Here is a 26,470-nt window from a genome sequence, read left to right on the forward strand (position 1 = left end):
GTGTCCTGAGAGACCCATGGATGAACTTAGCATGTTGCGTCGTGCGAATAGGTTTGCACGGTTAGTGGGCAAAGATGCCGGCGCGGATGAGCACTTCGGTCATCACGTCCGCTACCGGACAGGTTAGCGGCAGGAATGGCTCGGAGGCTGGATGGCCCCGCCCGCTATCGCGGCGGCGAACGGGTCGCGGGGCTCATAGGACGGCAAGGTCGGTAGGAGCGCTTTCAAGCGGACCTCGAGATCGACCTCGGCGGAGGTCTCGGTCGCATACGCATGCGCCGCGTCGAACAGCGTGGCGTACGGGTCTTCGACGAGGACAACAACAGAACTCACCGGCAACTCGCGCGCGGCACATGCGGCCAGTCCTTGGCGCCACTGGTACTAGGTGCGACGCACTCTGCGTCGAGCTGCACGCGCGGCCTACCGTTTGTGCCGGCGCGTGTTGCAGAGCCAGCAGGCCGCCGCGATGTTGCCGGCCACATTCTTGCCGCCATCTTGCTGCGACACCAAATGCTCGGCGGTGCAACGGAGCGGCGTGGTCGTTCTGGCACGAAGGCCGAACGGCTTCAGTTCATCGGGCGAGGTATTCCACATTGGCAGGCTGCAATAGCAGCCTCGGCCTTTTTGGGCGTGGAAAGCGTCGGTTCTCAAGCGTTGGAGTTACGCCGGGGGTGTTTGCCCTCGCGGCAAGGGAGGTATCGCGCCGGAACTGGCTTGAAGTCAAACCCCTGTCAGAAACGTGACCAATAGCGTTGCTCCTTCCGTAAAGGACGAGCGGCTCGCATCTCGGCGAGCATTCGGACGGCAGTGGGATGCTTGTTCTTAAACGAGTTGCACCGCACGAACTCGATGTCCTGCCAGAACCACAGCACAGCCTGCATCATTTGTTCGAGCAGCTCGCTTGGTAACGTGATTCGATCGAAGCTCGGGTGGCGCGGGGCGTCGGCTGGGATAAGAATTTCGTGCTCTCCAACTTGGAGCGTCGCTCCAGGAGGTAGCCAGTTCCACCAAAGAGACGGGCAAAGGCCATGCAATTCCTCTGCCGAGCGGCCATCACCGTGACGCAGGGCGTTGCCCAGCTTTTGAAGGATGAGTAGGTCGTCGTCACAGCCGAACAGGTCCAGGGGCGCAGCCATAAGCGCTTGGAAATGCGCTTGAATGCTCTTGCTCTGCCCTGCGTCCCAAGGCGCTTTCTTGACCTTGTCGACAAGGCTTGGGGACGTTCTTTCGGCAACCTTGACGAGCATCCCGCGAAGCCCGCGCTCAAACATTGACTGAGTGGTCAGTAGGTAGCCTTCGATTGTGGCGTGGTGAAGAGCGGCAAAGTCGTCGTGAGCGAACTGATCTTCTATGGCCTCGCTCCGCTCGAGTTGATTCAGGCGTTCGTCCAGCGCCTGCAGCGATGGTCGGACCAACTCGTCTCGATACATCTCCAGCGCCACCATTTGATTGGTCGCATGGACCGCGTAATCCATCTCAGTCCAGCGCAGTTCTTCCAGCAGGTTGATCATTGGCTCCACTAGGTGAGTCGAAGCGAGAGTGATATAAATACTCGAGGTGCTAATCAAGGGTGCTCGTAGTCCTTACAACGTTGCAGTCGATCAACGCCGAAGTCAAACAGCTCTAAGCCCAGAAGAAGCTGGTGTAGAAGCGCGACGGCGAGCGATGCCCCCCGATCTGAGTAGTGGCCAGATTTAGAGTACGGTTTTGATTGACCCGGAGTCTATTGGCTGTGCGGGCACAACACCGACGGCTTTGCTACCGGCATGAGGTTTATTACGACGTGTCAGAGGCCGGAGCAAGAGGCCGCCACTCACAAGTGGCCGTAGTCTCGGTTAGAACAACCCCGCTGAATCCAGGTGGTGATGTTGGCCTGGCAGAGGTCGTAGTCCTCCCCATCCATTTTTTGGTCATTCCCGACTGCGGCGCCGACCACATCTTCTGCAGCACGTAACGCGGCTCGATACCCATGCGGGTATCAACCATCCACTCTTCCTCCCTGGCTTGGGTGTATTCCCACGGGCGTGCCGGGCGCTCCAAGGTTTCCTGGTGCAGATGGTGGTCCAGGTCGGACAAGGCGGTAGTGCGCTTCTAGGTGGGTAGCTCGATCTGGCGCGCAGCGAGCAGAACTTGCTTGGCCATCTTGTGCACGGCCGTTTCGTAGCAGTGCTCATCGCCCCCGCCCTGGTAGTGGGCGAAGTGCCAACGCTGGGTTTCGCCCTTCTTGGCCATCAGCTGCCGGCCGCACCCTGGGCAGTGGCAGCCGCAGGCCAGCCCACCACTCACGGCTGAAGGCGGGTAAGGATCGCGTCGCGCTCCCCGAAGGGTACTTGCAATCCCGCCGTACTCGCATCGCGCTTGGTTTGCCCAGCCATCGGATCTCCCTCTCCCTCGGCTGATTCTAAAGGGGAGGAGGGGCGTCGCTTGCATGGTTGGACCGGTGCTACGGAGCTGGCCGGTCTATTGCACTGAGGTAGGCCAAGGCACTGGCCGCACCGCGAACCTAGCGGTGCGCGTCCAGCGCAGGGGCCCGGTGTCGTATCATGTAGTGACCGCAGGATGCGGAGGGCAGAGGGGCCTACATGTCGGACGCAGTGAACACGCAAGCAGACGCCGAGATCCAGGACGGCGCCGACGCTTTCATCACCCGCTGGCAGGGGGTTGCAGCCTCCGAGCTGTCCACTTCCCAGTCCTTTCTGATCGAGCTGAGCCAACTGCTCGGCGTCGATACCCCGCACCCCACGCCCGAGCAGGACTACATGTTCGAGCGCCCGATCACCTTCGCCCACGGCGACGGCAGCAGCAGCGCCGGGCGCATCGACCTGTATCGCCGCGGCGCCTTCGTCCTCGAGTCCAAGAAGCTCAAGCAGGGCGCGCACACCAAGGGCTTCGACGACGCCATGCTGCGCGCCCGCAGCCAGGCCGAGGCCTATGCCCGTGCCTTGCCCGCCGCCGAAGGTCGCCCGCCGTTCGTGGTGGTGGTGGATGTCGGCCACCGCATTGAGCTGTACTCCGAGTTCAGCCGCTCCGGCGCCACCTACACTCCGTTCCCGGATCCGCGCAGCCACCGCATCGCGCTGGCCGACCTGCGCAAGCCCGAGATCCGCGACCGCCTGCGCCGTATCTGGCTCGACCCGCTCGGCCTCGACCCCAGCCGCGAATCCGCCCGCGTCACCCGCGAGATCGCCACCCGCCTGGCCAAGCTCGCCCGCAGCCTGGAGCAGACCGGGCACGATGCCGAAGCCGTCGCCCAGTTCCTGATGCGCTGCCTGTTCACCATGTTTGCCGAGGACGTGAAGCTGCTGCCGCACGACAGCTTCCGCGAACTGCTGACGCGCCATGCCGAGCAACCCGACATCGCCATGCGCATGCTCGCCCAGCTCTGGCGCGACATGGACAGCGGCGGCTTCTCCGCGGTGATCGCCGTCAACGTGCTGCGCTTCAACGGCAAGCTGTTCAAGCAGCCCGACACCCTGCCGCTGGACACCGCCCAACTCATCCTGCTGATCGAGGCCGCTCGCGCTGACTGGAAGCACGTCGAACCGGCCATCTTCGGCACCCTGCTGGAGCGGGCCCTCAGCCCCGGCGAGCGCCACAAACTCGGCGCCCACTACACCCCGCGCGCCTACGTCGAGCGGCTCGTGCTGCCGACCGTGATCGAACCGCTGCGCAAGGAGTGGGGCGAAGCCCAGGCCGCCGCGATGACCCTTGCCGCCGAGGACAAACCCGACGACGCGGTGAAGGAACTGCGGCGCTTCCACCACCGCCTGTGCACCGTGCGCGTGCTCGACCCCGCCTGCGGCAGCGGCAACTTTTTGTACGTCACCCTGGAACACCTCAAGCGACTGGAAGGCGAAGTGCTGCTGGCCCTGGACGAACTCGGCTACCGCCAGACCGGCCTCGCCCTGGACGGCGAACGCGCAGACGCCGCCGCCGGCGAGACCGTCGACCCTCACAACCTGCTCGGCATCGAACTCAACCCCCGCGCCGCCGCCATCGCCGAGGTCGTGCTGTGGATCGGCTACCTGCAATGGCACTTCCGCACCCGCGGCGACGTGCATCCCCCGCAACCGGTGATCCGCGACTTCCGCAACATCGAGAGCCGCGACGCCGTGCTGGCGTATGACAGCGTGGAGTTAGTGCTGGACGTGCACGGCACCCCGGTGACGCGCTGGGATGGCGAGACGATGAAGGTCTCCCCGGTGACCGGCGAGAAGGTGCCCGATGATACCGCCCGCAAGCCGGTGGAGCGTTACGTCAGCCCAAGGAAGGCGACGTGGCCAGAGGCGGATTTCGTGGTGGGGAATCCGCCATTTATTGGCTCGAAACGAATGCGGGACGTACTCGGCGATGGTTACGTCGATGCACTTCAAGAGGCGTGGCCCGAGGTGCCACAGTCCACTGACTTCGTTATGCGCTGGTGGCACTACGCCGCATTGCTCGCACGTAGCGGTGCCATCCGGAAATTTGGCTTTATTACGACCAACAGCCTGCGGCAAGCGTATGTCCGTCGCGCTGTTGAACCGCATCTCGATGGGGAGCCGCCGCTTTCGCTCGTTTTTGCGATTCCGGACCACCCGTGGGTGGATAGCGCCGACGGCGCTGCTGTCCGAATCGCAATGACGGTGGGTGAGGGCGGGCGCAGGAATGGCCGCCTCGTCACTGTCACGGACGAGCGAAACGAGGCAGTGGACGGCAGCGATGACCTTGTCGTGTCTCTCGCTCGCCAGCGCGGGCGGATCAATGCCGACCTCACGGTAGGCGTCGACGTGACACAGGCGCTGCCGCTGATGGCCAACACCGCCCTGTGTTCGGTAGGCATGAAGACGATTGGTTCCGCGTTCCAGATTGACCACGGCAGGGCTATTGAGCTTGGACTCGGAACGGTTGTTGGACTTGATGAACACATCCGTCCGTACATCAATGGCCGCGACCTCTCGCAAGTTCCACGCAACCTTTATGTCATCGACTTCTACGGTCTGGAAATGGAAGACGTGCGAGATCGGTTTCCTGCTGCATACCAATATTTATTGGAACGCGCGAAGCCGGAACGCGACCTCAATCGAAACGCAATCTTCCGCCAAAAATGGTGGGTGATCGGACATCCGCGTCAACAGTTCCGGACGGCAACAAAGGGGCTTTCTCGCTTCATCGCCACCCTGGAAACATCCAAACATCGGTTCTTCAGCTTTCTTTCGGTCGACATGACGCCGGACAGTTCGCTGGTAACTGTTGCGGATCAACGCGGCGAGACTCTTGGGGTGCTGGCAAGCCAAGTGCATGTTGTGTGGTCGCTCGCAACGGGTGGTCGCCTCGGAGTCGGCAATGACCCGCGCTACAACAAGTCGCGTTGCTTTGAGACCTACCCCTTCCCCAACCTCCACGTCGCCGACAAGCTCGGCGGCCCGATCGGCGTCGCCCTCGTCAACGAAAACGGCCGAGCAGGGAAATCGCAGACCTACGGCGAATACCCCTCAGACCGCATCCGTCACCTCGCCGAACAACTCGACGCCCACCGCAAGCGCCAGCAGGAGCAGCATTCCGGCCTGACCCTGACCGGCATGTACAACGTCCTCGAAAAACTGCGCAGCGGCGACGTCCTGACCACCAGAGAACGCACCATCCACGAACAAGGCCTCGTCTCCATCCTGCGCCAACTCCACGACGAACTCGACGAAGCCGTCCTAAGCGCCTACGGCTGGGGCGACCTGCTGCCTCTGCTGCGCACCGCCCACGCCAACGCCACACCCAGTGAGGACCAGACCCGCGACGACGCCAAACGCGCCTTCGACGAAACCGTCCTCGAACGCCTCGTTGCCCTCAACGCCCAACGCGCCGCCGACGAAGCGCGCGGCCAGATCCGCTGGCTCCGCCCCAAGTTCCAGAGCCCCGACCTCGCCCGCGAGCACGAACCAGAACAGGTCAGCCTTACCGCTGACACCGAACAGCGCGACCGATCCGACGACGATGAAGCCGCCGCCATCACCTTCCCGCCCGGCGTCAAACCCCAGCCGTGGCCGAAAGACGCCATCGAGCAAGTCCGCGCCGTCGCCGATGTCCTCGCCGGCAGCGCGGTACCGCTCTCAACTGATGAGATCGCTGCGAGGTTCACTGCGCGCGGCCCTTGGAAAAGACGTTTGCCGAAGCTACTGGAAATGCTGGTAGCGCTGGGGCGGGCCCAGGAGAGCGATGGGCGGTTTGCAGCCTGACCAGAAAAATAGAAACGGCATGGCACCTATCTCGGTGCTGCGAATATCTCGGCGTCACCGTGAGCCACCTGTTCTAGTTGAATATCGAAGCCAGGCCTCTACCGCCACCCGTATTGGCGAGCGAGGTCACCGGGAAGCCCTGTATATGTGAGATTCCTGAAGGAGTAGGACGTTCTGATAACCATGGTTGAGATCGGGAACTATCGGAAGCTCTTGGCTGCACGCATCGCTTTCGCGCCCGACAAAACAGTGCTCGTTGGCGCCAACAACAGCGGCAAGACCTCTGCGATGACTGCGCTGCATCGCTTCCTGGTCGATACTCGCGGGTTCTCCATCAATGACTTGTCGTTAGCACATTGGCAAGCCCTGAATGCGGAAGGGGAAGCTTGGGAGGCTGCCATAGCTGCGGACCTAGAGCTGCCTCGTCCCGGCATCTTGGACTTCCTTCCCCAGTTGGACGTGTGGCTCCAAGTCAAGAAAGGTGAGATGCACTACGTACAAAAGCTGCTACCAGCGCTAGATTGGAAAACAGCCCCCCTTGGTGTGCGGTTCCGCTTTGAACCCGAAAACGCGGTCAAGTTTCAGCAGGAATACATCGCGGCTCGAAGGAGGGCCGCTGACATCACCGTCGCGGCAGCCCAAGCCGTGGAAGGGAAAGAGCCCCCTCCGCAACTGGAGCTCTGGCCACTCAATCTCATTGATTTCTTGGAGCGGCGCCTTCGGACCTTCTTTAAAGTGAAGGCCTACTTGCTGGACCCTGAGAGAGTCGAAGAACCCAGTGACGGCGTTGCCCGCATGCAGGCTCTCGCCGATGACGCAGAGCCCGTTGAAGGAAACCCCTTGGATGGCCTGATTCAGATCGACGAGATCAGCGCCCAACGAGGCTTTGGGTCCACCAGCGGTCGTACGTCGCGCGAAGAAGTGGGTTCCGATGCACGAAATGCAGGCCGACTCTCGACCCAGCTCCGTTCCTACTACGACAGGCACCTGGACTGGCGTGACACGCCGGAGCTGACCGACATCAAGGCAATGGAAGCACTCGATAAGGCACGCAAGGCCTTCGATGAAAGGTTATCGGTAGCTTTTGACAAGGCGTTGATCGAACTCCAGAAGCTAGGATACCCAGGCATCTCCGACCCGAAGCTGAAGATTGCAACCAAGCTCAAACTACAGGATGGCTTGAGCCACGAGTCCTCCATTCAGTATGAGATACCCGCCGCGGCTGGGGAACACGTGCACCGCTTGCCCGAAGACTCGAATGGATTGGGCTACCAGAACTTGGTCTCCATGGTCTTCAACCTGATGAGCTATCGCGATGCGTGGATGCGCGTAGGCAAAGCCGGAACCGGCCACGATGTAAAACCAATTCCGCCGCTGCACCTAATGTTGGTTGAGGAGCCCGAGGCATATCTCCACGCTCAGGTACAGCAGGTATTCATCAGGCACGCCTATGGGGTGTTACGCAATGACCCAGCTTTGGGGAACTCAACTGATTTAAGTACGCAACTGGTAGTGAGTACCCACTCCAGCCACATCGCGCATGCCTGCGATTTTGCGGCGCTGCGTTACTTCAGACGGCTGCCTCCTACAAAGAATCGCAAAACGCCAGTCGCCTGCGTCATCAACCTCTCATCAGTATTCGGCAAGCCCGATCAAACGGAAAAATTCGTAGCACGCTACCTCAAAGCAACGCACTGTGATTTGTTCTTTGCCGATGCCGCTATATTCATAGAAGGAAGTGCTGAGCGCATTCTCGTACCCCACTTCGTAGAGCAAACTGATGTGTTCGAAGACTTGCGAACGCGCTACATCACGTGGCTTGAAGTGGGTGGCAGCCATGCACATCGGTTTAAGAGCCTGGTGGACACTCTTGGCTTGACTACCTTGATCATCACCGACTTGGACGCCAAGGATCCGGTGACCAACCTGGCCAGGACGCCGGAACTTGGCAAGGGACTGGAAGCACGCAATGAAACGCTGCGGTCCTGGGCACCCAAGCAGACCGATCTTGATACATTAATGAGGCTACAAGAGAAGGACAAAGCCTTCGTACAGCCCAATGGCTACGCTGTCCGGTCCGCGTATCAGACGGCAGAGAAGCTGAAAGTGGGGGCGACTGAGGTTGAGATCCATGCCAACACATTTGAAGACGCTTTGCTCTATAAGAATTTTGAGTTCTTCAAGGGTCGCAAGGCCGACGGCTTGGCCGGCAAGTTCCAGGCCATCGCCGATGCGGCCCAAAACGCCGATCAACTGACAACCTGTGTTGCAAAGGCTATCAAAGACGGGGACAAGGCAGAGTTTTCACTTGAGCTGTTATTCAGTGATGACATCGAGAAGCTTCGTGTACCTGCCTACATTGAGCATGGATTGTTATGGCTGGCTGATCAGCTCAAGCGCAAGGAAGCCGATCTGGCTCCGAAGGCGAACGGCGCATGACCAGCGAGGCCGCAGTATCGAACGATGAGCTCGATCTTCACGTTGACGAGGAGATCAAGCAGCACCTCGATCCAAAGGCTCCGAGAAGCTTCTTTCTTTTCGCGGGAGCTGGCTCAGGCAAGACACGCTCACTTGTTGGCGCCCTCGACTACCTCCGAGAGAAAGCGGGCGCACGCCTGAGAACGCGCGGACAAAAGGTTGCGGTCGTCACTTACACCAAGGCCGCGCGCGACGAGATCATCCGCCGGACGCAATTTGATCCGGTCATTGCCGTTTCTACGATCCACAGTTTCGCCTGGACATTGATTGCAGGATTCAATCACGATATCCGGGAATGGCTTCGCGCATCACTCAATGCGGACATTCTGGAACTTCAAGCCAAAGAGAACAAAGGACGTGCGGGTACGAAGGCATCCGCAGAACGAATCGCTGACATTGCTTCGAAGAGACGGCGATTGACAAGGCTCGATACCACGAAGACGTTCGTTTACAGCCCGGATAGTGACAATCAAGGAAGGGATTCCCTGAATCATGCGGAAGTGCTTCATCTTGCGGGCGACTTTTTAAAGTCAAAGCCCGTGCTTAGGGAAATTCTTCGCGATGGCTATCCCTACATACTGGTTGATGAGAGCCAGGATACAAACCGGCACATCATTGAGGCATTGTTCGTCTTTCAGGCGGCGCACAAGGACGAAGTCGTGGTGGGTCTTTTTGGTGACATGATGCAGCGTATCTACAGCGATGGTCAGCCGGGCTTGGGGGGAAGTCTGCCGTACGACTGGGCCACACCGACCAAACGATTAAACTTCAGGTGCCCGCGGCGGGTAATCGAGCTCATCAATAAGGTCCGCGAGGGCACGGATCAACAGACGCAGATCCCGTGTAGCAGCGCTGCCGAGGGACATGTGCGGATGTTCGTGCTCCCATCAAAGGGGATCGACAAGGCCGCGGCCGAGACAGCGATTTGCAGATATATGGCAGGGCTAACTGCTGACAAGAAATGGCACGATGAAGATTCGGTAAAGGTGCTTATCTTGGAGCATCGCATGGCAGCCCTTCGAATGGGCTTCGATGATCTATTGGCCGCCTTGTATCCAATAAGTCAATTTCGGACCTCACTGCTTGATGGGTCACTGCCCGCGGTCAACTTTTTCTCGAACCTAGTCTTGCCTCTTTGGGACGCAAAGAACGATAAGTTTGTCATCGCGCGGATCATGCGAGCTGTATCGCCCATGCTTAGCCCATCCGCGTTGAAGAATGCTCCGGACCAATTTGAACAGTTAGCCAAGGTACAAGCGGCTGTGGATGCGCTTTTGGAACTGCTCGGCGGCAACCCGTCGGTAACGTTTGGCGAAGTTCTTCACAATGTGGAAAAGACTGACCTATTTGTCATTCCTGATGCACTCAAGGTAGCACTTGCCGGTGCTGCCGCTCATGCGGCCGATGCTGAGGACGAACAGGAGCGCACCGAACGAGACAAGGCCATCGCTGACTTCTTGACCATACCATTTGCCCAAGTACGGGCCTATGCCAAGTACGTGGGTGGAAAAGCGCGCTTTGATACGCACCAAGGCGTGAAGGGGCTGGAATTCCCCCGGGTCATGGTTGTCATGGACGATCACGAAGCGCGCGGATTTCTGTTCAAGTACGAAAAGCTTTTCGGTGGCGCCGCTGACGACGGGCAAACTGCTTCAACTCGCCGACTGTTCTACGTCACCTGCAGTCGCGCAGAACGTTCGCTCGCTTTAGTCGCCTACGCTGAGAACCCCGGACGCGTCCGAGATCAGCTCCTCGCAAATGGCTGGTTCAAGCAGGAAGAGATATCGATTGGCGCGCCTTAAGACGGTGCATGTGAGCGCGTGAAGCCCGGTTGATGTTCACACAGTGGACGGCGGCAACGCTCTCTTTGCAGCACCTCTGCTTCGAAAGGTTCTCCACTACTTCAGTAGACGCGCAGCTGGATTGTCTTCCGCTGCGCCTGCCTGAAAATACCCAATCACGCTCGCCACCGACCGGTGCTCAGTCATTGCCATTACCGCCGGCAAGGGCACTCCTTGTTTGCCCGCCTCGGTGACGAAGCCTGACCTCAGACTATGGGCCCCAAAGTCCCCCACCAACCCCGCTAACGCACTCCGCCGCTTCACGATAGTGGCCACCGAGCCAGGGAGTAGGGCGGGACCTACGCGATTTTTCCAAATCCGCCTGAAGATCGCACCTTCAGTGATGCCTGCCGCCCCGAGCCAATCCGACAAGGCTTCAGCACTACGCCCCAGAATCGGCTTGTCCGGCGTCGAATCCGCTTTCACTCCGGTCTGCTGTGTCTTCGAGTATTCCAGCCGGTAGATGTAGCCGTCGTCACCGACCTTGCGCAGGTCGCGCAGGTCCGCAGCGGCGATCTCACTACGGCGGCGTCCACCACTGGCAAAGCCAAAGCAGAGTAGGGCACGGTCACGCAGTCCTTCCAAACTGTCATCACAAGTCACCAGCATGGCCTCGAGCTCTGGCCGCGTGATCGCGGTTTTCTTGGTTGGCCGCTCACCGCGTTTGACTGAGGCTCGTCGAGCGCGGCTCAACAGCGTCCTGACACTGGGCAGCTCACATGGGTTAGTCAGGCGCTTGAGCTTGTGGGCAGTGGACAGCACGGCCACGCGCTGAACTACCGTCGACAGCTTCAACGCCCCGACCTTGGCCTTGAGACCGGCGGCCACTAACGCTTGGTCAATCGTCGGCGGCAGTTCGCTGACCAAGCCGGTCTTGTTCTTGCGCTGGATGTGGTCGACTAGGAACTGGATCACCACGGCCTCGCTGACCGGCAGCGCCAGCTCGATGCCATAACGCCCCTGATGCCATCCGGCCCAATAGCGCAGGGCAGTGGCATAGCTGCGGGTGGTGTTCGCTGCGGCTGCCTCGGCGAGTAATTCACGCACAGCATCGGAGGCCTGCTGGGCCAGTTGCTCTGGCAAGACCAGATGAGTGGCGGTGGCCGGCAAGGTTGAAGTAGTAGAATTTTGGTTCATAGTATGTAATGTACGCTATGAGAATAGGCGCGTACTGACGATAATCATCACTTATCGTAAGTACGTAATCAACAGAGTAGGGCACCGATACAGGAGACGTCAGCATGGCCCGCGGCATCACCGAATCCGATGTTCACACCGCCGCCGACGCGCTGGTTGCCAATGGCGAACGCCCGACGGTAGAACGCATCCGCGCGCACTTGGGCACAGGATCACCCAACACCGTGACGCGGTGGCTGGACACTTGGTGGAAAAATCTGGGTCTTCGACTGCAGTCGAAGCGACCAGATTTGAAGGACGCGCCGGCGGTCCTAGCCGAGTTGGCCGGTCAATGGTGGGCGTTGGCATTGCAGCATGCCCGTGAATCGGTTTTGGAAGAGCTTGCCGGCGCCAGACAGTCGCTTGCGGCCGAGTATGACGAGCTGCGGGTGCAGCAGCAGAACTTCGCCGAGGAAGCTTCCGCGCTACATGCCCAGGCGACAGCCTCAGCCCAAACAGAACGCCTGGCGCTGACCCAAGTGACGGAGCTTCGGCAGCTCGTCGATCAACTTCAATCGCAGCTGACAGAGTCGACACAACAACGTGCTTCTGTGGATCAGCGGCTGGAGCAGCTGGATGTGGCAAAGCAGACCCTCGAGGCCCGGTTGCACGACGAGCGAGAACTGGCCAGATCTGAACGCGAGAGCCTGATGGAACACGCCAGATCTGTCGAAAATCGTGCTGCACGGGAAGTCGACCAAGCCCGTCAGCAGATCAAAGACCTACAGACCAAGTTGGCTTCTGCAGAGAAGCTTCGCGTTACAACCGAACAATCACTTGCCAGTGCTTTGAAGGCTGCCCAGAACGCAGCGGCGGTTTCCTCTAAAGAAGCGGACCGGCAACGGGCGAAGTCCGAGGTCCTGGAGGAACAACTGAGCAAAATTCCTGCTGCTATCGAGGCGGCGTTGCGTGGTAAACGTAAGCTGCCAGCCCCTAGGAAGGCGAAGGCAAAATAGTCAATGTCTACGTCTGTTGACTAGAATTCCTACGGCATCACGCTGAGCCGTCTAGCGTATTGCGTTTGACAACATACGCAAATTTCTACGTTCGGTCACAGGGTGACGGACTTATCTGCTTCCAAACCAGCAAGATCTACCTGCGCGCGACGAAATTGTCCGCAGTAGACAGCCGTCAAGGGGCCCAACGCCCCTGCGCCGGGGCATGGAGATGCACTAATCGACAGAACTCGGGGCGAGCGAGAGGCTAAGGATCTGCAGAAGGGGATCGCCGCGTCGCGTTGAGGATGCTTCGGTCCAAACGTCCGAGACCCCTAGTTGAGTTGGAAATCCAGCGGATGCGCGTGTTTTCTGTGTCACCCAGATGAAGGCCAACGTTGGCCCTCGAATCTCATTGATCCGCACCAAAGCCCAAATATTGTGGGCTCCGAGGCCGAGTAGCGACACCTCACCGCCGTCGGCTGCCTGACACGAAAAACACGCGATCAAGGCCCGTAGAAGGCCCTGGGCTACACTATGGAGGGGCCTTGAAAGGGCGCCTCTGGCCCGTTGCACATTGCCGGCCTGTCGTTTGGCGGACGCGGCGAGTAAGAACATCTACCTAATCGCGACGAAATTATCCGCGGTAGACAGCAGGTCGAGCAAAAAGTACATCTTTAGTTGGCGGAAAAGTACATCTCTAGTTGTCCCGTCAGACACGAACTAAAAAAACTGACATGAGATGAGATCCAAAGCCAGACCCAGCTGATCCGCCTATAAACCATTTCGCATAATGTATATTATGTTAAATATTGTCCGGACATGGCTGGCCCGCATCTTGCAGCCCCGATGGCTCTTGACACGGAGTCTGCAACATGCGTAATCGCAAACTAACCGGCCCATGGGCCGGTTTTTCGTTTAAGTCGGGCCGATTGGTGACGCCCGAGGGTCGCGAGCTGCTGCCGGAGGATCTGGCATGGCTTGGCCTTACCGCTGCGCTTGCCCAAGAGTACCGGCGACTGCTGGACCAAGAAAAGGAGCTCGCCAAGGGGGTGATCCGTCGATCAGCGGAACCATGCCCGGTTGTCCCATTGCTACCGGCGCTGAGGCGCTCCGGGCGCGTGTGAGGCGTTTCCCGTAGGGGCTTGGCCCCTACACCCCAAGTACCTGGTCGAGCTCGATCGGGACCGCCCGGAAACCCTTGCAGGCCAAAGGTTCTGAAAGTCGACTTTTTTATGGCCAGCTCAAAGTGTGCTTGTCGGAGGCGTGTAGCCACCGATGGTCTGAGCGGGATTCATAGGGAACACGTCAGCCCGAGCACCCGGCTTGAAGCTGACAACAGATCCACCCGTTCCAGAACTGCTAGAGCGCTGTGGATGCCCCGTAGGAGCCGTTTCCCGCTGCTGTGCACCCTCGCCCTTGCTCCGAGCTAGAAACGGCTCGTACTGGCCGTGACGAGCGATGGTGGCGCATGTATCAAAGTCAATCTCATAACGCGTGCCCTGCTCCGTCTTGCAGCCACAACTCAACTCGCGTGAGTTGCCCTGGGCATCAATGCCGGGACCAGCCACCATACAGAAAAGGCGCGGCGATTCACCGGGTACAGCTAAACCGTCATACGCGGGCGCGGACCAAGGTTGTGCAGGAACTCGCGGAGAGAACGACTCGACGTACTGCTGCGGCGTGCCCCTGTCACGTCGGCCTTCGCTACGGCCCGTCGTCGCCCCCTTCGCTGCCGCTCCGTCGGCTCCTATGTCCTTCGCTGCGGCCTTGCTCGATTGTGTGCCTGCCATGCGTTCGTCAATCCGTTCTTTCGCGAAGTAGGCAGAACCGAGGGTCCACACCACAAGAAGGCCCGCAGCCCAGTAATACCACGGCACGCGCTTTTCGCTGGTGTCGTACTTGGTCGAGGTGTAGAGCTTGAAAACCTTGGTCGGGTACTTACGGCGAGTATTGGTGAGCGGCGTGGCTTTATCAGGGTTCGACTCAAACCGGTCCCAGCGCTTCATGTGCACGAACGGCAGGCCGAAGCGACGGCGCACGTGGTAGTGCTCTTCGATCAGGTCATGCAAGAAGTCATCCATCTGCTTCTTTGGAGACTGGCAGATCATGATGAAGTCAATGCCGAAATGACGGTGCTTCGCCACACGCTCTACATGCCGAGGCAAGAACCGCCCGGCCGGCCGACGCGGAAACATGCCGCTTTCATAGGCCTCATCAACCAGAATGATCGCGTTCTCAAAAGGAGGGTTGATGCATTCGTTTGCCAGCCTCTGCATCTCAGCGCTCTCTAAAAACAGCTGAAATGCTTCCTCTCTCTCCTTCGCGCCACCGGCAGACAAGTACTGCTGCGAATCCTTAAATTCCGCGATGCGCCGCAAGTAGTCCGGGTGATCCGCCCACCCTTTCAATTCTTCCGGCGACAACGGAAGCGCATGCGCTGCTCCGTGGTTGAAGTCACGCACGTTGCAAACATACAACTCACGCACCGGATGCTTAGACGGATCTTCCGCATGCAGCTTGTCAGCCTTTGCCTTCATCTCCAATGCGCGTTCGATTGCCAGAACGGTTTTACCGTGTCCTGGCTGACCGGTGAATTGGTAATACATATCAGCCCCCTGCGTTGCCGATCATGGTTTGCAACTGCTCAATGCCAACAAGGAACGCTCTCATCCCGTACTTGGCTACACACGCGCTCAGAATCATGATGACGAAAATATCAATACCCATGGCGCCGATGAGCTGCGCCACCTCAGACGACAAGGCCGACGTATAGCCGCGAACAAAATCCTTGACCTCTGGCAACACCTGCACATAGGTGACCCACGTCAGGCCGAAAGCTGCCAACACGCGAGCGACGATAAAACCAGCGGCTGCTTTTAGAAGAGTGAGGACGTGACCGGCGTAGCCGACCAAAAGCGTTTTAGCTGTCTCCCACATTAGTCCTTCCCTCCCCAACCCATGAGAATTCCTAACGACATAAAGGCACCCAAGAAGAGAAGGCACGAACGTGCTACACCCAGAATCTGACACCATGACTCGGCGTCAACGGAAAAATCGCCGAATGACGTCGAGATGGCCTCAAAGGTCGGACACTGCGTCGGCATTCCTAGACCGCCCGTATCGATCATGGAAAGCCCTACCTTGACGGTCTTGTTGTAATCCTCCGGATCCGGATCGGAATCTCCCTCACCGCCACCGGGAAAGTCGCCGGCACCAGCACCATCACCGAAACGACCCTCTGCCTCACAGCGCGCCTGATACTGCTGCTGCGCAATTGCACACAAGACCGGGTCACCACCGGTACAAGTAAACCCACCTTCGCAAGTTCCGCCGCCTACGCTACCGAAGTCACCCTTACCGCCCTCCCCTTCGCCATCGCCCTTACCAGAGCCATCACCACTACCGCCATTGCCCTCGCCGTCTGAGCCGCCACCGGCAGCGCCGCTACCCTTGTCGCCGTAGTTGGAAACGTTATTGGTGATCTTAGAATTGTCGGTGTTGTTATTGATCGTGGTCGAAACAGTGCCCTCGCCCTTCTTCTCCCACTCGCCACCGTTCTTAGGCGGAACAGGTGGCAAGTTGACGGGCTTATCAACGGGAGATTTCGTCATCGCCTCGTTGCCGCTTGTTTTGGTCCCATGCTCATCAGCGTCCCAACAATACTTTTTGCCGGATGCACCAGACGCACAGTGTTTACCCTCTGGCGTCACGCACTGCGTCAACGTGCCCTGCGTTACGCAAACGTCAGGCTGCGGAGCATCGGGAGGGTTGGGCAGTGACTCGCATATAGCGCCGGTAGGGCGCAGCCGCTTAGCGTGCTTGATGATGCGATCTTGGTTGAAGAAGCTGAAATCAATGCTGTTCGGATTCAACGGGGCAACATCATCGGGTACGTACGCACAACCTTGCTGACAATACGACGGCCCCTGATAGCTGGCGTTCTGCAGCACCGCCCGTGATTCGCAACTACCTCTGTACTCGAACTGGCAAGAAGTTGAAGGTACTGCGCCTTCGGATGAGATGCAGACAGGCGTACTAGGGTTAACGAGAACTGAGGCTGCGAATACACCCTTTTTAAGTTCGGGAGGACCAACAGATTCACGACAATTGATTTCTACGCGAGGCCAATTGTTCGCAGTCACAGGGCCATACCTAGTCATGGTCCTGGCAATAGCGGCGTTACATAGCGCAAACGCTTCGCCGCGATCTACAGCACGCGCAGAGCTGATGCCCAACCAACCAAGCACGGCGATGACCAGCAGCACTACGACGCGGCGCACTGCGACAGTCACAAAAATACGCGCAAGCCAGTTCATACCTTTTCGAACGCCAGCCAGAGGGCGCCGAGGATTGCGATGATGACGAAATACCCGTCCATTTATCTCTCCCATGCAGAAAAGAAAAAGGGCCCACCCCGGCCCCTTGTCACGCGCTTTTCGATTACTTGGCGCGTTTGAGGTACATGAAGGCGACCAGCAGGAACACGATGCCGATAAGCACCTTCAGGATCGCGGAAACATCCGCACGGATGCCCGAAACCTCTGTCAGGGCCTCGGCACCCAGACCGTCCTGGGCGAACGCCAGACCAGTGAACAGGGTGCTACCAATGGCGGTAGCTGCCTTGCCATAAGCCCCCTTGATCTTGGGGCCGTAGGTGGAGCCGAACTTCTTCATTGCATTGCGATACTTCATGGGTGTCCCCCTCTGGGGTTGTGGTTGATGGACTTACGGTTTTGCGGCGTCGGCTGTTCGAACGAGCAACCGAAACCCCACGCCCAACACCCAAACCGCGGCGATCTTCCACGCGATGGCAAGACCATCGGCAGCCGACATGTACGGAACAAAACTGGGTGGAAGGGCGTAGTACGGATGGGCACACTCCGCCGTCTGAACGTCGTAGTCCTCTGCATTGCAGGCGATGTAGAGTGTGGGCCCAGACACGGTTATGCCCCCTTCTTTCGGCTAATCAGGCCATCAACAATGCCGCCGCAGAGAACGCCCACAAGGACGCCGAAGGCGAGCACTACAGCCGGATGCGTGGTGTAAAGAAGGGTCATCATTTTCAGGACGCCTTAACAGGCGGCGGAACCTTTTCGTCAATGGCAATCAGCTTGATGCCACGACCAATCTTCAACCGCTCGTATTCGTCGGTGACGAAGCTGGCCGGATCAAACGTGTACATGCCGGGCCGATACGGATGCTCACCGGCTTCAAGAGAAATCTTGAACGGCTTGGGAAAACCGCCATCGTTGTCGAGAATCGCTGCAACCTGCTCATTGAACTGCATGGCTGCACGCTCACCGCGAGCGGGGATCGACTTGGTCAACACTTTGTCCGAAAGAATTTGGATCTTCATAGCTCTATCACCTTCCACGCGATTGTCCGGCCGCCAAAAATGGTTACTCGCCACGGTGAGGGCCAGAATTCACCGGTGAGTTTGTCGAACCACCCGCCAAGCGCTTTGCGAATGTCGGCAGCAGCGCCGAGGATGTCGCGTGCAGAAACGGGTGCTCTCCAAAAGCGCAACTCGCGCTTGGATTCTTGATTCAGGCCACCGCAGCCATGCGTGCGAAAGCCTTTGGGAAAATGACCAGCCACGATGCTGGTGAACTTGCTTGCGTACTTGGCGAGATAGCCAACGGCGTTGCGCGCCTTTTCGATCTGGCTTGAACCATGCGGCCACCAGCCACGCTGATCGACCTTGCCGAAGTACATGCCCTGGGGAATCCAGATCAGGACGTGGTAATGGGGGATGCCGCGCTTGGTGAGTTCTCCCACCCAGAGGTAACGGAAAACTTGACCCGCAAACCGTTTGGCGCGGGATCGAGTGACATTGAAGTAGCGCCGCATCGCTCGCAGAAGGTCGCTAATGTCACGAGGGCCGCTATTGCTTCCGTCTCGGTAGGTGAGCGTAAGCATGTACCAAGCGCCCCGGAAGCCCGTTGCTTTCGATTCTTCATCGTGGAGTCTCGCGGACGTGATGACAGACTTTTTCAACCGCTGCGCCCGAGCCAGCAGAGGGTCTATTTCGATGGATACGCGACCGGTCTTGGGTGCGTCTGGACCACTTGTTTTATAAGGGACAAGCCCAAGGGCCAGCGCTTCGCGCTGGCCCTGTGGACTCAATGCGACCGGAGAGGCAGCGTAGTACTCAGCAAGCGACGCAGAGCCGCCGCGCTTGGACTTGTGGACCTGTTCCGACGCGCGCTCAGTGCGATGCTGCATGGCGCGCATGTGGCCTACAGACGCGTCGAACTCATCAAGCGCCGTGCGCGGCTTGTGTGCCGCCACGTTGGCATCAATGGTTGATCGCAGCCGCGTAAAGCACGGTTCGCACATGTCGCCGCGATGGATCTTTCTGGGACTGCCGCAGATGCCGCAGAAGGTGCCGTAATAGCGATAGGGTTCAGCGTCACCGGCCATAGCGGACCTCGTAGATCCGACACGCATTGGAATTGCCAGCTATGCAGGCGTTCTCAATATCAACCTTTTGATTCCACTCCTTGGTCGTGCCGTCAGCGATGAAGTACGCACAGGCAAGACCGATAACAATTCCGCAAACAAAGCCAGCGACGCCAGCACAGCCGAAGGTTTCCCAGAAGTCACCCATGGGTCACCTCAGCCTTCGAAACGGCAACGAGGCAAGCAGCGCGGTACGCGGAATCAACACGCGCATCCCGGCGACGGATCACCCAGCCAAACAAACGAGCAGTGCCGACGGAGAACAACACGACGGCGCAGAAAAGGCAGAGCGGAAGGATCACGGCACTCATTTGGAACCGCCGATGAGAGCGATCCGCTCATCAATGGCAGCTTCAACCTGGGCGACCTTGGCGGCATCGCCGAGACGCGCCCAGTGGCGGCGAACAGCGTACAGCTGGTGCAGCTTCAATCCGTCGAGTTGCATAGCGAACTCCCCTTCCCTCCCCTACCCGGTAGACCGGACACCCGGTGGGGGTGCACCGGGGCCGGTGTGTCTAGGTCGACTAAACACGGGAGGTTGTATAGTTCTGCGATACATCCATGTCAAGGAAAACTAAACATGCAAGACGTAAATAATTTGCTTGACAAAGTTCGCGAAACCTGCTCTATACCGTCGGACAACGCTTTGAGCAAAAAGCTTGGCGTAACGCGGGCACTGGTGAGTGGGTGGCGCGTAGGACGGTATTCGGTACCCGACGAGCGAATTGCGCAGCTTTGCGCTATGGCGAAACTCGACGGTCCTGAGTGGGTTGCACGGCTTCACGCGGAAAGAGCAGAAACCGCAGTGGAACGCGCACTGTGGTCAAAGATGCTGACCCGGCTTGCTGCAGCAGCGATTTTCGTTGCACCACTGACAGCATTGGCTGCTGAAAAACCCAATCAAAATCAGGTATTTACGCCTGAAAAATCGCCCGGTATGTATATTATGTAAATAACAGGCCAGCCTTATTGGCTATGCAGTCTCCAACTTCATGCCAAGCCGAAGGATCTGCGTTGATGATCCTGTGCACCTACTTCTTGCCCGGCCTCGCTCGGCAACGGCCATCTTGGATTCCTGGTTGGCTAGCCGTTTGGGGTTATCGCGCGCAGTAGCCATGCCGCTGGGAGCCAAATTCTCGCTAGATCTGGCACGCCTGGACCAGGCTTCTCCTCAGATCTCGCCAGTCCACAGCGCAGCAGTTCGTTGGCCGCCCGATATGGCGCTCTGGCGGCGGCAGCCAGCATGGACTTGACTGCCTTTCCAATAGATCCCACGGACTACACCGCGCTGATGTAGATCGTCGGCAACGACAGTAGCTGATCAGATCTCCGGCTGTGCGCATCAAAGTCGCCTCGTCACACGTTGCTCGTACCGTATGTTGCCGCTCATTGAACTCCGTATCGGACTACGGCGTCGCGGTAGCGTCTTCGGACTCGGAGCGAACCTCACTAATATAGTGACTCGTCACAATTATTAGAGCATGTGTCGCACACGGCTCCGATTGCAGCCGAACCCAAAGAACCGCCTCAACGTGGCCAGCTCTTTTGCTTTCTGGGCCGCTCGACCGCTGCAATAGCGTCGGCGGCCAGCGAATACAGCGCCTGCCAATCGCAGTTTCCACTGCATCTCGCCGGAAGACGGCTCGCACTCCAAACCGAATATTGCTATTGAGACGCGTTCGCAATAGGATCGCAGCCGTGCTTCTGCCGGCAGGCTGCCGCCGCCCTGCCCCTCTCTGCGTTTCTCGCCAAGGCCACCTTCTTGCTGCCTCGTCTCCTACGCGTGCGTTTTCCGCGTCATTCTGCCCTGTACGTCTGTCTTAGCGCTGCCTGCCTGAACGTGCAGGCGCAGTCCATAGAGAATGCCGCCTCCGGCCAGACTGCCAAGCAGGCAACCGAACTCGATACGGTTCAGGTCAAAGGCGAGCGGCTGGGGTTGGATCTCAACCTTGATGCCAGTGCCGGCGCCCTGGGCACCAAGCGGCTTTTGGATACCCCGTTCTCGGTAACCGTGGTGGTACAGGAAGACATTGAAAAGCGCGCCGCAACGACGTTGGGCGATGTCTTCATCAATGATCCGTCGGTGTATGCGGCGGAGCCTTCCGCCACCACCGCTTGGTGGGGTACGCAGATACGCGGTATCGGCGTAACCAACCACTATGTGGATGGCGTGCCGATGATGATGGAATGGGGTGGCGAGTATCCGCTTGAAGCGGTCGAATCGGTGCAGGCGCTGAAGGGCCTTGGTGGCTTCATGTACGGCTTCGGTTCGCCTGGCGGCATCATCAGCTACCGGACCAAGCGGCCTACCACCAGCCCGATGTTCGTCACCACGCTGGGCTGGCGCAATGACAGCGCCTGGTCCGCGCGCGTGGATGCCAGTACCCGTTTCAACGGGCCGGATTCGTTCGGCGTACGCGTCAATCTGGCCAAGGACGGTGGCGAAGCCTACAACGGCGCCGGGCTGGATCGTGAGGTGTTGGCGATAGCCGTGGAGCAGCCGATCGGCGACGCGCTGGTCTGGCATGCCGAAGTGCTGCGCGAAGACAACAAGCTCAAGCATGAACCGATCTACTTCTACTGGGACAGCTATGCGGGCGATCGCCTGCCACGCCCCACCTACGATTACGAGAACATTCGCGTACGCAATTCCTATTACCGCGCGAAGACCAGCAATGCCACCACTGGCCTGCAATGGCGTGTGAGTGAGGACTGGAACGTGGACTTCACTGTCGGTGGCAGCCGACGCGAACACTACTCGAACAAGATGTTCGGCAACCTGCTCAATGAAGCGGGCGATTACGAAGGCAGCGTTTACAACTTTGCTGCCGATCTGCGTAGCAGCGTCGCCCAGGTCCTGGTCAACGGCAGCGTCCAAACCGGCACGGTTCGACATGAACTGGTGTTCGGCGCTGCGATGCAACGCAGTTGGGACCGGTGGGGAAACGACTGGTACTGGAGCAATGATTTCTCGGGCAATCTGTACCGGCGCCAGGACTTCATCTCGCACCACGTTCCGGACTTCAGTTTCGCAGCGGTGAGTTCGGATGAGCGGCAGAAATCGGTGTTCGCCAGCGACACAGTGCACTTCGGTGAAAAATGGCAGGCGGTACTTGGTGCGCGCTACGTGGACTACGAACAGCGCGACAAGGACGGCGACCCGACGGTGGATTCACGATACGCAACCTCGGCACTTACCCCAACGCTTGCGTTGATCTACAAGCCGGTGGAAGCGGTATCGATCTACGGCAGCTACGTGGAGTCGCTGGAATCAGCGGGGCGCGTAGGCGTTGACAGTTCGCCACCTTATGCCAATGCCGGCCAGGTGCTGGACGCGACCATCAGCAAACAATACGAAATAGGCGCCAAGTACCAGAGCGGCAAGTTGGGCTTCACCACGGCCGCATTCCGCGTCGAACGTGGTGCGCAGATCGACCAATGGCGTGACGGCCAACGCTACCGGGTGCAGGACGGCCTCACTCTGTATCGCGGTGTTGAAGCGATTGCCAGCTATGGCGTAACGGAGAGTCTGGATATCGGCTTGGGTGGCTTGTGGTTGGATGCCAGCCTGGAGGATCTCTCGCCGGAGAACACCGCGCTGCGCGGCAATCGCCCGGCAGGTTCCGCGCCGCGAAACTACGTCGGCAACTTCGAGTACCGCCCTGCCCCGCTGCCAGGCTTCAGCCTGCATGGCACGGTCCGGTATTCCGGGGAGCAGTATTACGAAGATGCCAACCGCATCCTGATACCAGGGCGCACAATCACCGACCTCGGCTTCCAGTACCGCACCACGCTCGCCGGCCGCGATGCCACGCTCACGGGCAATCTCAACAACGTATTCAATCGTAGATATTGGAACCTGGACATGCTCGGCGAGGCACGGAACGCATCGTTGGGTCTGCGCATCAACTGGTAGCCCAGGACTCAAAGCCTGGGTTTGTCCGGGCTTCCGGTATTGTCCGCTTACAGCGGCGGTTTGCCGCCTATGGCGCCTGTCCTCGCCGACTAAAGTGTCTCGTCACTTTAATTGGCGAGAGATAAAGAAAGCCAAGCTCAGCGCAGTTGATCCAAGGCTTGGCGCAATGCGCTGACCTGGGCGCTTTCGGTTTGACTCCAATCGTTGTCCAGTCCCTGCAAGGCAGGGTTCTGGTAACGCATGGCGGACCGTTGCCGCGCCTTGGCCGAGGCATGCAGTTGCAGGCAGCCTGTCTGGAGGGCGACGCCGGCGATGTTCTGCGCGTTCAACCCTGCCCCGGCCATCAGTTGCAGGCGTGGTCCGGCTTGTTTGACCAGGTTGGCAAGCGTTGCGCTGCCTTCGGCGGCGCTGGCGTGGCCGCCGGAGCTGAGGATGCGTTTGATGCCCAGGTCGGCTATCTGCTCCAGCGCTGCAGGCAGGTCGCGTGCGGCGTCGAAGGCGCGATGGAAGGTAATGTCCAGTGGCCCGGCAACACGCACCAGTTCGCGGCACAGCGCTACGTCGATCTCGCCATCTGCAGTCAATGCTCCTATGACCACACCGTCGCAGCCCAACTGCCGGCAATGGGTAATGTCGCGCAGCATGATCTCCGTTTCCACCGGCCCGTAATGGAAGTCGCCCGGACGTGGGCGTATCAATACGTAGAGCGGAATCTGCAGGTGCTCGCGCGCCACCGCAATGCTGCCGGACGAAGGCGTGGTTCCACCCTGCTCAAGGTTCTCGAACAGCTCAATGCGGTTGGCGCCACCTTGTTGCGCGGCCAGCGCGGACATCGCCGAATTGCAGGCGATTTCCAGCAGATACGGCGAACTCATGCCTGCGTGCTCGTGTACACGGAGGCTGATTCAAGCAAGGCATCCTGTTTGCTGGTGTCGCATACCGCGTACACAAAGCCGCGATGCAGCGCATAGGCGCCAACTTCGCCATTGCGGTTCATTGCCAGGAAGCAGACCTGCAGGGTGCGGCTGGCCTCGGGTCGCTTGCGAACCACGCGCTGGATGGCTTCGCGGCAGGCTTCAGCCGGTGAGCGGCCTTGCCGCATCAGTTCAACCACCAGGAATGACGCCGCGTTGCGCATCATCTCTTCGCCCATGCCGGATGCGGTGGCGGCACCTACTTCGTTGTCCACGTACAGGCCGGCACCGATGATCGGGCTGTCGCCGACGCGGCCGTGCATCTTGAAGGCCATGCCACTGGTGGTGCAGGCACCGGCCATTTCGCCCTTGCCATCGATGGCGATCATGCCCAGCGTGTCGTGGTTGTCCTTGTCGCCGGGAATACCACGGCGTTCGGCATTGATCTGCGGTGCGTAGTGCTCGGTCTTCAGCCACTCGCGCCAGGCTTTTTCAGCTGCCGGCGTCAGCAGTTTCTGCCGCTCATGGCCCTGCTGTATCGCGAACTGCTGCGCGCCCTCGCCTACCAGCATGACGTGCGGCGTTTTCTCCATCACCGCGCGGGCGACGCTGATGGGATGCAGGATGTCGACGATTGCCGCAACCGAGCCGCAGCGGCCATCTCCCGACATGATGCTGGCATCCAGGCTCAGCACGCCGTCGCGGTCAGGATTGCCGCAATGGCCAACCGTGGAATTGCACAGCTCGCTCTCGGCCCAGCGTGCGCCGGCTTCCACCGCATCCAGTGCACTGCCGCCTGCGGCCAGTACTTTCCACGCCGCCTGGTTGGCACCCACGCCGAAATCCCAGGTAGACGCCACGCGCGCGCCGTTGGGTGCAGCGGGTGATGCGAGCAACCCGGGCGCCGTCGTACCCAATGCGCCAAGCAAGGCGGAGGTCTGCAGGAACTGTCGGCGGGTCGTCATCGCTGGAATCTCCTTGGTTGCGCTCAGCGCGTTGTGCGCTTGTCCACGTGCCAGGCCAGGGCACCCAATACTCCCAGCTCGCCATGCTCAACGCGCCAGACGGGAACATGTCTGAGTGCTGCCGACAGGCGGCCTTTGGCAAGGAAGCGTTGCTGGAAGCCGCCTGCGTGCAGCGGCCCGCTCAAATGGCCGGTGATGCCGCCGGTCAGATACACAGCACGCGCGCCAAAGGTTAGGGCCAGATCACCGGCCAGGCTGCCCAGCCAGGCGCAGAAGACATCCACGCTTTGGGTCGCAAGCACGTCGCTGCCGCTGCGCGCCGCATCCACCAGTTCGGCTGGTGTTTGCCACTGTGGCGTGCTGCCGCGCAGCTCGCACAATGCGCTGTACAGCGTGATCAGACCGGGGCCGGATAGAACCCGTTCGTTGTCGATGTGTTCGTAACGCTGCGACAGCAACCGCAATACATCGTGCTCCAAGGCGTTGGAGCCGGCCAATGCCGCGTGCCCGGCTTCGCTGGGCAGCACGGACGGGCTACCGCCCGGCAGGTAAACCGCAACACCCAAACCGGTGCCCGGCCCCAGCACTACGGCCGGTCCGGCAGCTTCCCGCCCGGGCTCGCCACAGATCAGGTGCAGCGAGTCGGCCTCAGCATGTGCCATGGCCTGGGCAACGGCGACGAAGTCGTTGATCAGCTCCAACGACTGCAGCCCCGAATCACGTTGGGTTGCCGCCAGCGATACCGGCCAGGCGAGATTGGTATTGAGCAGGTTGTCGCCATCCATCACGCCTGCAATTGCCACCACCGCGTGTGCAATCGGCGGCGCGTCCGTTTCGCGCGCCAGCCAATCGGCATAGTCACGCAGAATCGCGGCGAGGCTTGGATGCTCGGCACAGGCGTATTTGCGGAAACCGTTGACGCTCACACTGCCATCGGGCAGGAGCCGGGTCCAACCCAGGCGAGCGTAAGTGCCGCCGACATCGGCGCCGATGATGGTGCTTGTGGGGAGCGAACCTGCGACTGCATCGGTGCGGACTGCGTCTGACGACGCCGGGGTACTCATTTTTTTGCCCGCTTCTGCTGCATATCCGGGGAACGCTCGATTTGTGGTGGGCGCATGATGCGGGATCAAACGTGGCATTGAAAGCGGCTTCAAGTCAGGTGTCGCAGCACACGCCACGTCCACCAGCCAAAGGCGGTCATCGACAGCGAACCGGCCAGGTGCAGGCCAATGGTCAGCAGGCCCCAGCCAAGCTGTTGGCGCTGCAGCAGGTACACCACTTCAGCGGAGAACGTCGAAAACGTGGTCAGGCCACCCAGCAGTCCGGTGACCACAAACAGCCGCCATTGCGGTGACAACTCCGGCCGGCTGGCAAAAAAAGCCAGCGCCAGGCCAATCACGTAACCGCCCAGCAGATTGGCGGTGAGTGTGCCCAGCGGCACGCTGTTGTGCAGCGGGTTCAACCAAAGGCTCAATCCGTACCGCAACCAGGCACCGAGAGCTGCGCCAACGCCGATGGCCAGGAAGGAAAGCCACATGGGTTCAAGCTCCAGTTGCAGATTGGGCCGT

24 protein-coding genes are annotated in these 26,470 nt (G+C 59.6%); 7 read left to right on the forward strand and 17 right to left on the reverse strand.

Annotation, left to right across the window (positions count from 1 at the left end; genetic code table 11):
* Nucleotides 1-123: 123 nt before the first annotated feature.
* From ABE493_RS00965 to ABE493_RS00980, 4 genes are all read right to left on the reverse strand, one after another.
* A complete protein-coding gene (locus ABE493_RS00965; protein ID WP_346496385.1) occupies nt 124-333 on the reverse strand; it encodes a hypothetical protein in 210 nt (69 codons plus the stop codon).
* Nucleotides 334-420: 87 nt separating this feature from the next.
* Nucleotides 421-594: an HNH endonuclease gene (locus ABE493_RS00970; RefSeq protein ID WP_346496387.1), complete on the reverse strand. Its 174-nt coding sequence runs from the start codon at nt 592-594 to the stop codon at nt 421-423.
* A 137-nt stretch (nt 595-731) separates the two neighbouring features.
* Nucleotides 732-1,511 carry a hypothetical protein gene (locus ABE493_RS00975; protein ID WP_346496389.1) on the reverse strand — a complete coding sequence of 260 codons (780 nt, stop codon included), beginning with the start codon at nt 1,509-1,511 and terminating at the stop codon, nt 732-734.
* 580 nt (nt 1,512-2,091) lie between these two features.
* Nucleotides 2,092-2,232 carry a hypothetical protein gene (locus ABE493_RS00980; RefSeq protein ID WP_346496391.1) on the reverse strand — a complete coding sequence of 47 codons (141 nt, stop codon included), beginning with the start codon at nt 2,230-2,232 and terminating at the stop codon, nt 2,092-2,094.
* A 350-nt stretch (nt 2,233-2,582) separates the two neighbouring features.
* Between ABE493_RS00980 and ABE493_RS00985 the strand changes: the two genes are divergently transcribed.
* The 3 genes from ABE493_RS00985 to ABE493_RS00995 all read left to right on the forward strand — a co-directional run bounded on the left by ABE493_RS00985 (nt 2,583) and on the right by ABE493_RS00995 (nt 10,489).
* On the forward strand, nt 2,583-6,209 hold the full coding sequence (locus tag ABE493_RS00985) for a class I SAM-dependent DNA methyltransferase (protein ID WP_346496393.1): 3,627 nt from the start codon (nt 2,583-2,585) through the stop codon (nt 6,207-6,209).
* A gap of 183 nt (nt 6,210-6,392) precedes the next feature.
* The gene (locus ABE493_RS00990; RefSeq protein ID WP_346496395.1) at nt 6,393-8,648 is read left to right on the forward strand and encodes an AAA family ATPase; all 2,256 of its coding nucleotides are present in this window, start codon (nt 6,393-6,395) and stop codon (nt 8,646-8,648) included.
* Nucleotides 8,645-10,489, forward strand: coding sequence for a UvrD-helicase domain-containing protein (locus ABE493_RS00995; protein WP_346496397.1), 1,845 nt, complete (start codon nt 8,645-8,647; stop codon nt 10,487-10,489). Before ABE493_RS00990 ends, ABE493_RS00995 begins: the two co-directional genes overlap by 4 nt.
* A 96-nt stretch (nt 10,490-10,585) precedes the next feature.
* Here ABE493_RS00995 and ABE493_RS01000 read toward each other — a convergent pair whose 3' ends face one another.
* The gene (locus tag ABE493_RS01000) at nt 10,586-11,665 is read right to left on the reverse strand and encodes a site-specific integrase (RefSeq protein WP_346496399.1); all 1,080 of its coding nucleotides are present in this window, start codon (nt 11,663-11,665) and stop codon (nt 10,586-10,588) included.
* Nucleotides 11,666-11,769: 104 nt separating this feature from the next.
* On the opposite strand from ABE493_RS01000, the gene ABE493_RS01005 reads away from it, so the two are divergent.
* Together ABE493_RS01005 and ABE493_RS01010 are read left to right on the forward strand one after the other, a co-directional pair.
* Nucleotides 11,770-12,660, forward strand: a complete 891-nt coding sequence (locus ABE493_RS01005) for a DNA-binding protein (RefSeq protein ID WP_062167490.1) — start codon at nt 11,770-11,772, stop codon at nt 12,658-12,660.
* A gap of 854 nt (nt 12,661-13,514) precedes the next feature.
* The gene (locus ABE493_RS01010; RefSeq protein WP_346496402.1) at nt 13,515-13,766 is read left to right on the forward strand and encodes a DUF3653 domain-containing protein; all 252 of its coding nucleotides are present in this window, start codon (nt 13,515-13,517) and stop codon (nt 13,764-13,766) included.
* 117 nt (nt 13,767-13,883) lie between these two features.
* Here the strand turns inward: ABE493_RS01010 and ABE493_RS01015 are convergent, their stop codons facing one another.
* From ABE493_RS01015 to ABE493_RS01050, 8 genes are all read right to left on the reverse strand, one after another.
* Nucleotides 13,884-15,248: a zonular occludens toxin domain-containing protein gene (locus ABE493_RS01015; protein WP_346496404.1), complete on the reverse strand. Its 1,365-nt coding sequence runs from the start codon at nt 15,246-15,248 to the stop codon at nt 13,884-13,886.
* A gap of 1 nt (nt 15,249) precedes the next feature.
* The gene (locus tag ABE493_RS01020; protein WP_346496406.1) at nt 15,250-15,579 is read right to left on the reverse strand and encodes a DUF2523 family protein; all 330 of its coding nucleotides are present in this window, start codon (nt 15,577-15,579) and stop codon (nt 15,250-15,252) included.
* Nucleotides 15,579-16,958 carry a hypothetical protein gene (locus ABE493_RS01025; RefSeq protein ID WP_346496408.1) on the reverse strand — a complete coding sequence of 460 codons (1,380 nt, stop codon included), beginning with the start codon at nt 16,956-16,958 and terminating at the stop codon, nt 15,579-15,581. Before ABE493_RS01025 ends, ABE493_RS01020 begins: the two co-directional genes overlap by 1 nt.
* Before the next feature lie 124 nt (nt 16,959-17,082).
* Nucleotides 17,083-17,334 (reverse strand): hypothetical protein, encoded by a 252-nt coding sequence (locus tag ABE493_RS01030; RefSeq protein WP_346496410.1) that lies wholly within the window; start codon nt 17,332-17,334, stop codon nt 17,083-17,085.
* A gap of 370 nt (nt 17,335-17,704) precedes the next feature.
* Complete coding sequence (locus ABE493_RS01035; RefSeq protein ID WP_346496412.1) at nt 17,705-17,998, reverse strand: single-stranded DNA-binding protein; 294 nt, start codon at nt 17,996-17,998, stop codon at nt 17,705-17,707.
* Nucleotides 17,995-18,876 carry a rolling circle replication-associated protein gene (locus ABE493_RS01040; protein ID WP_346496462.1) on the reverse strand — a complete coding sequence of 294 codons (882 nt, stop codon included), beginning with the start codon at nt 18,874-18,876 and terminating at the stop codon, nt 17,995-17,997. Before ABE493_RS01040 ends, ABE493_RS01035 begins: the two co-directional genes overlap by 4 nt.
* Nucleotides 18,877-19,054: 178 nt before the next feature.
* Nucleotides 19,055-19,252, reverse strand: a complete 198-nt coding sequence (locus ABE493_RS01045) for a hypothetical protein (RefSeq protein WP_346496414.1) — start codon at nt 19,250-19,252, stop codon at nt 19,055-19,057.
* Nucleotides 19,253-19,411: 159 nt separating this feature from the next.
* Nucleotides 19,412-19,549, reverse strand: a complete 138-nt coding sequence (locus ABE493_RS01050) for a hypothetical protein (protein ID WP_346496416.1) — start codon at nt 19,547-19,549, stop codon at nt 19,412-19,414.
* 135 nt (nt 19,550-19,684) lie between these two features.
* On the opposite strand from ABE493_RS01050, the gene ABE493_RS01055 reads away from it, so the two are divergent.
* Nucleotides 19,685-20,056 (forward strand): DUF3693 domain-containing protein, encoded by a 372-nt coding sequence (locus ABE493_RS01055; RefSeq protein ID WP_346496418.1) that lies wholly within the window; start codon nt 19,685-19,687, stop codon nt 20,054-20,056.
* Nucleotides 20,057-20,866: 810 nt separating this feature from the next.
* Complete coding sequence (locus ABE493_RS01060) at nt 20,867-23,020, forward strand: TonB-dependent siderophore receptor (RefSeq protein ID WP_346496420.1); 2,154 nt, start codon at nt 20,867-20,869, stop codon at nt 23,018-23,020.
* A 137-nt stretch (nt 23,021-23,157) separates the two neighbouring features.
* Here ABE493_RS01060 and ABE493_RS01065 read toward each other — a convergent pair whose 3' ends face one another.
* The 4 genes from ABE493_RS01065 to crcB all read right to left on the reverse strand — a co-directional run bounded on the left by ABE493_RS01065 (nt 23,158) and on the right by crcB (nt 26,439).
* Nucleotides 23,158-23,895 carry a copper homeostasis protein CutC gene (locus ABE493_RS01065; protein WP_346496422.1) on the reverse strand — a complete coding sequence of 246 codons (738 nt, stop codon included), beginning with the start codon at nt 23,893-23,895 and terminating at the stop codon, nt 23,158-23,160.
* On the reverse strand, nt 23,892-24,899 hold the full coding sequence (locus ABE493_RS01070; protein WP_346496424.1) for a N(4)-(beta-N-acetylglucosaminyl)-L-asparaginase: 1,008 nt from the start codon (nt 24,897-24,899) through the stop codon (nt 23,892-23,894). Before ABE493_RS01070 ends, ABE493_RS01065 begins: the two co-directional genes overlap by 4 nt.
* Before the next feature lie 23 nt (nt 24,900-24,922).
* Entirely contained in the window at nt 24,923-25,963 is a 1,041-nt protein-coding gene (locus ABE493_RS01075; protein ID WP_346496426.1) for a glucokinase, read from the reverse strand.
* Nucleotides 25,964-26,052: 89 nt separating this feature from the next.
* Entirely contained in the window at nt 26,053-26,439 is a 387-nt protein-coding gene (crcB, locus tag ABE493_RS01080) for a fluoride efflux transporter CrcB (protein ID WP_346496428.1), read from the reverse strand.
* Nucleotides 26,440-26,470 lie beyond the last annotated feature (31 nt).

The sequence above is a fragment of the Stenotrophomonas terrae genome (genome assembly GCF_039674165.1).
In the GTDB taxonomy this organism is placed as follows: Bacteria; Pseudomonadota; Gammaproteobacteria; order Xanthomonadales; family Xanthomonadaceae; genus Stenotrophomonas; species Stenotrophomonas terrae_A.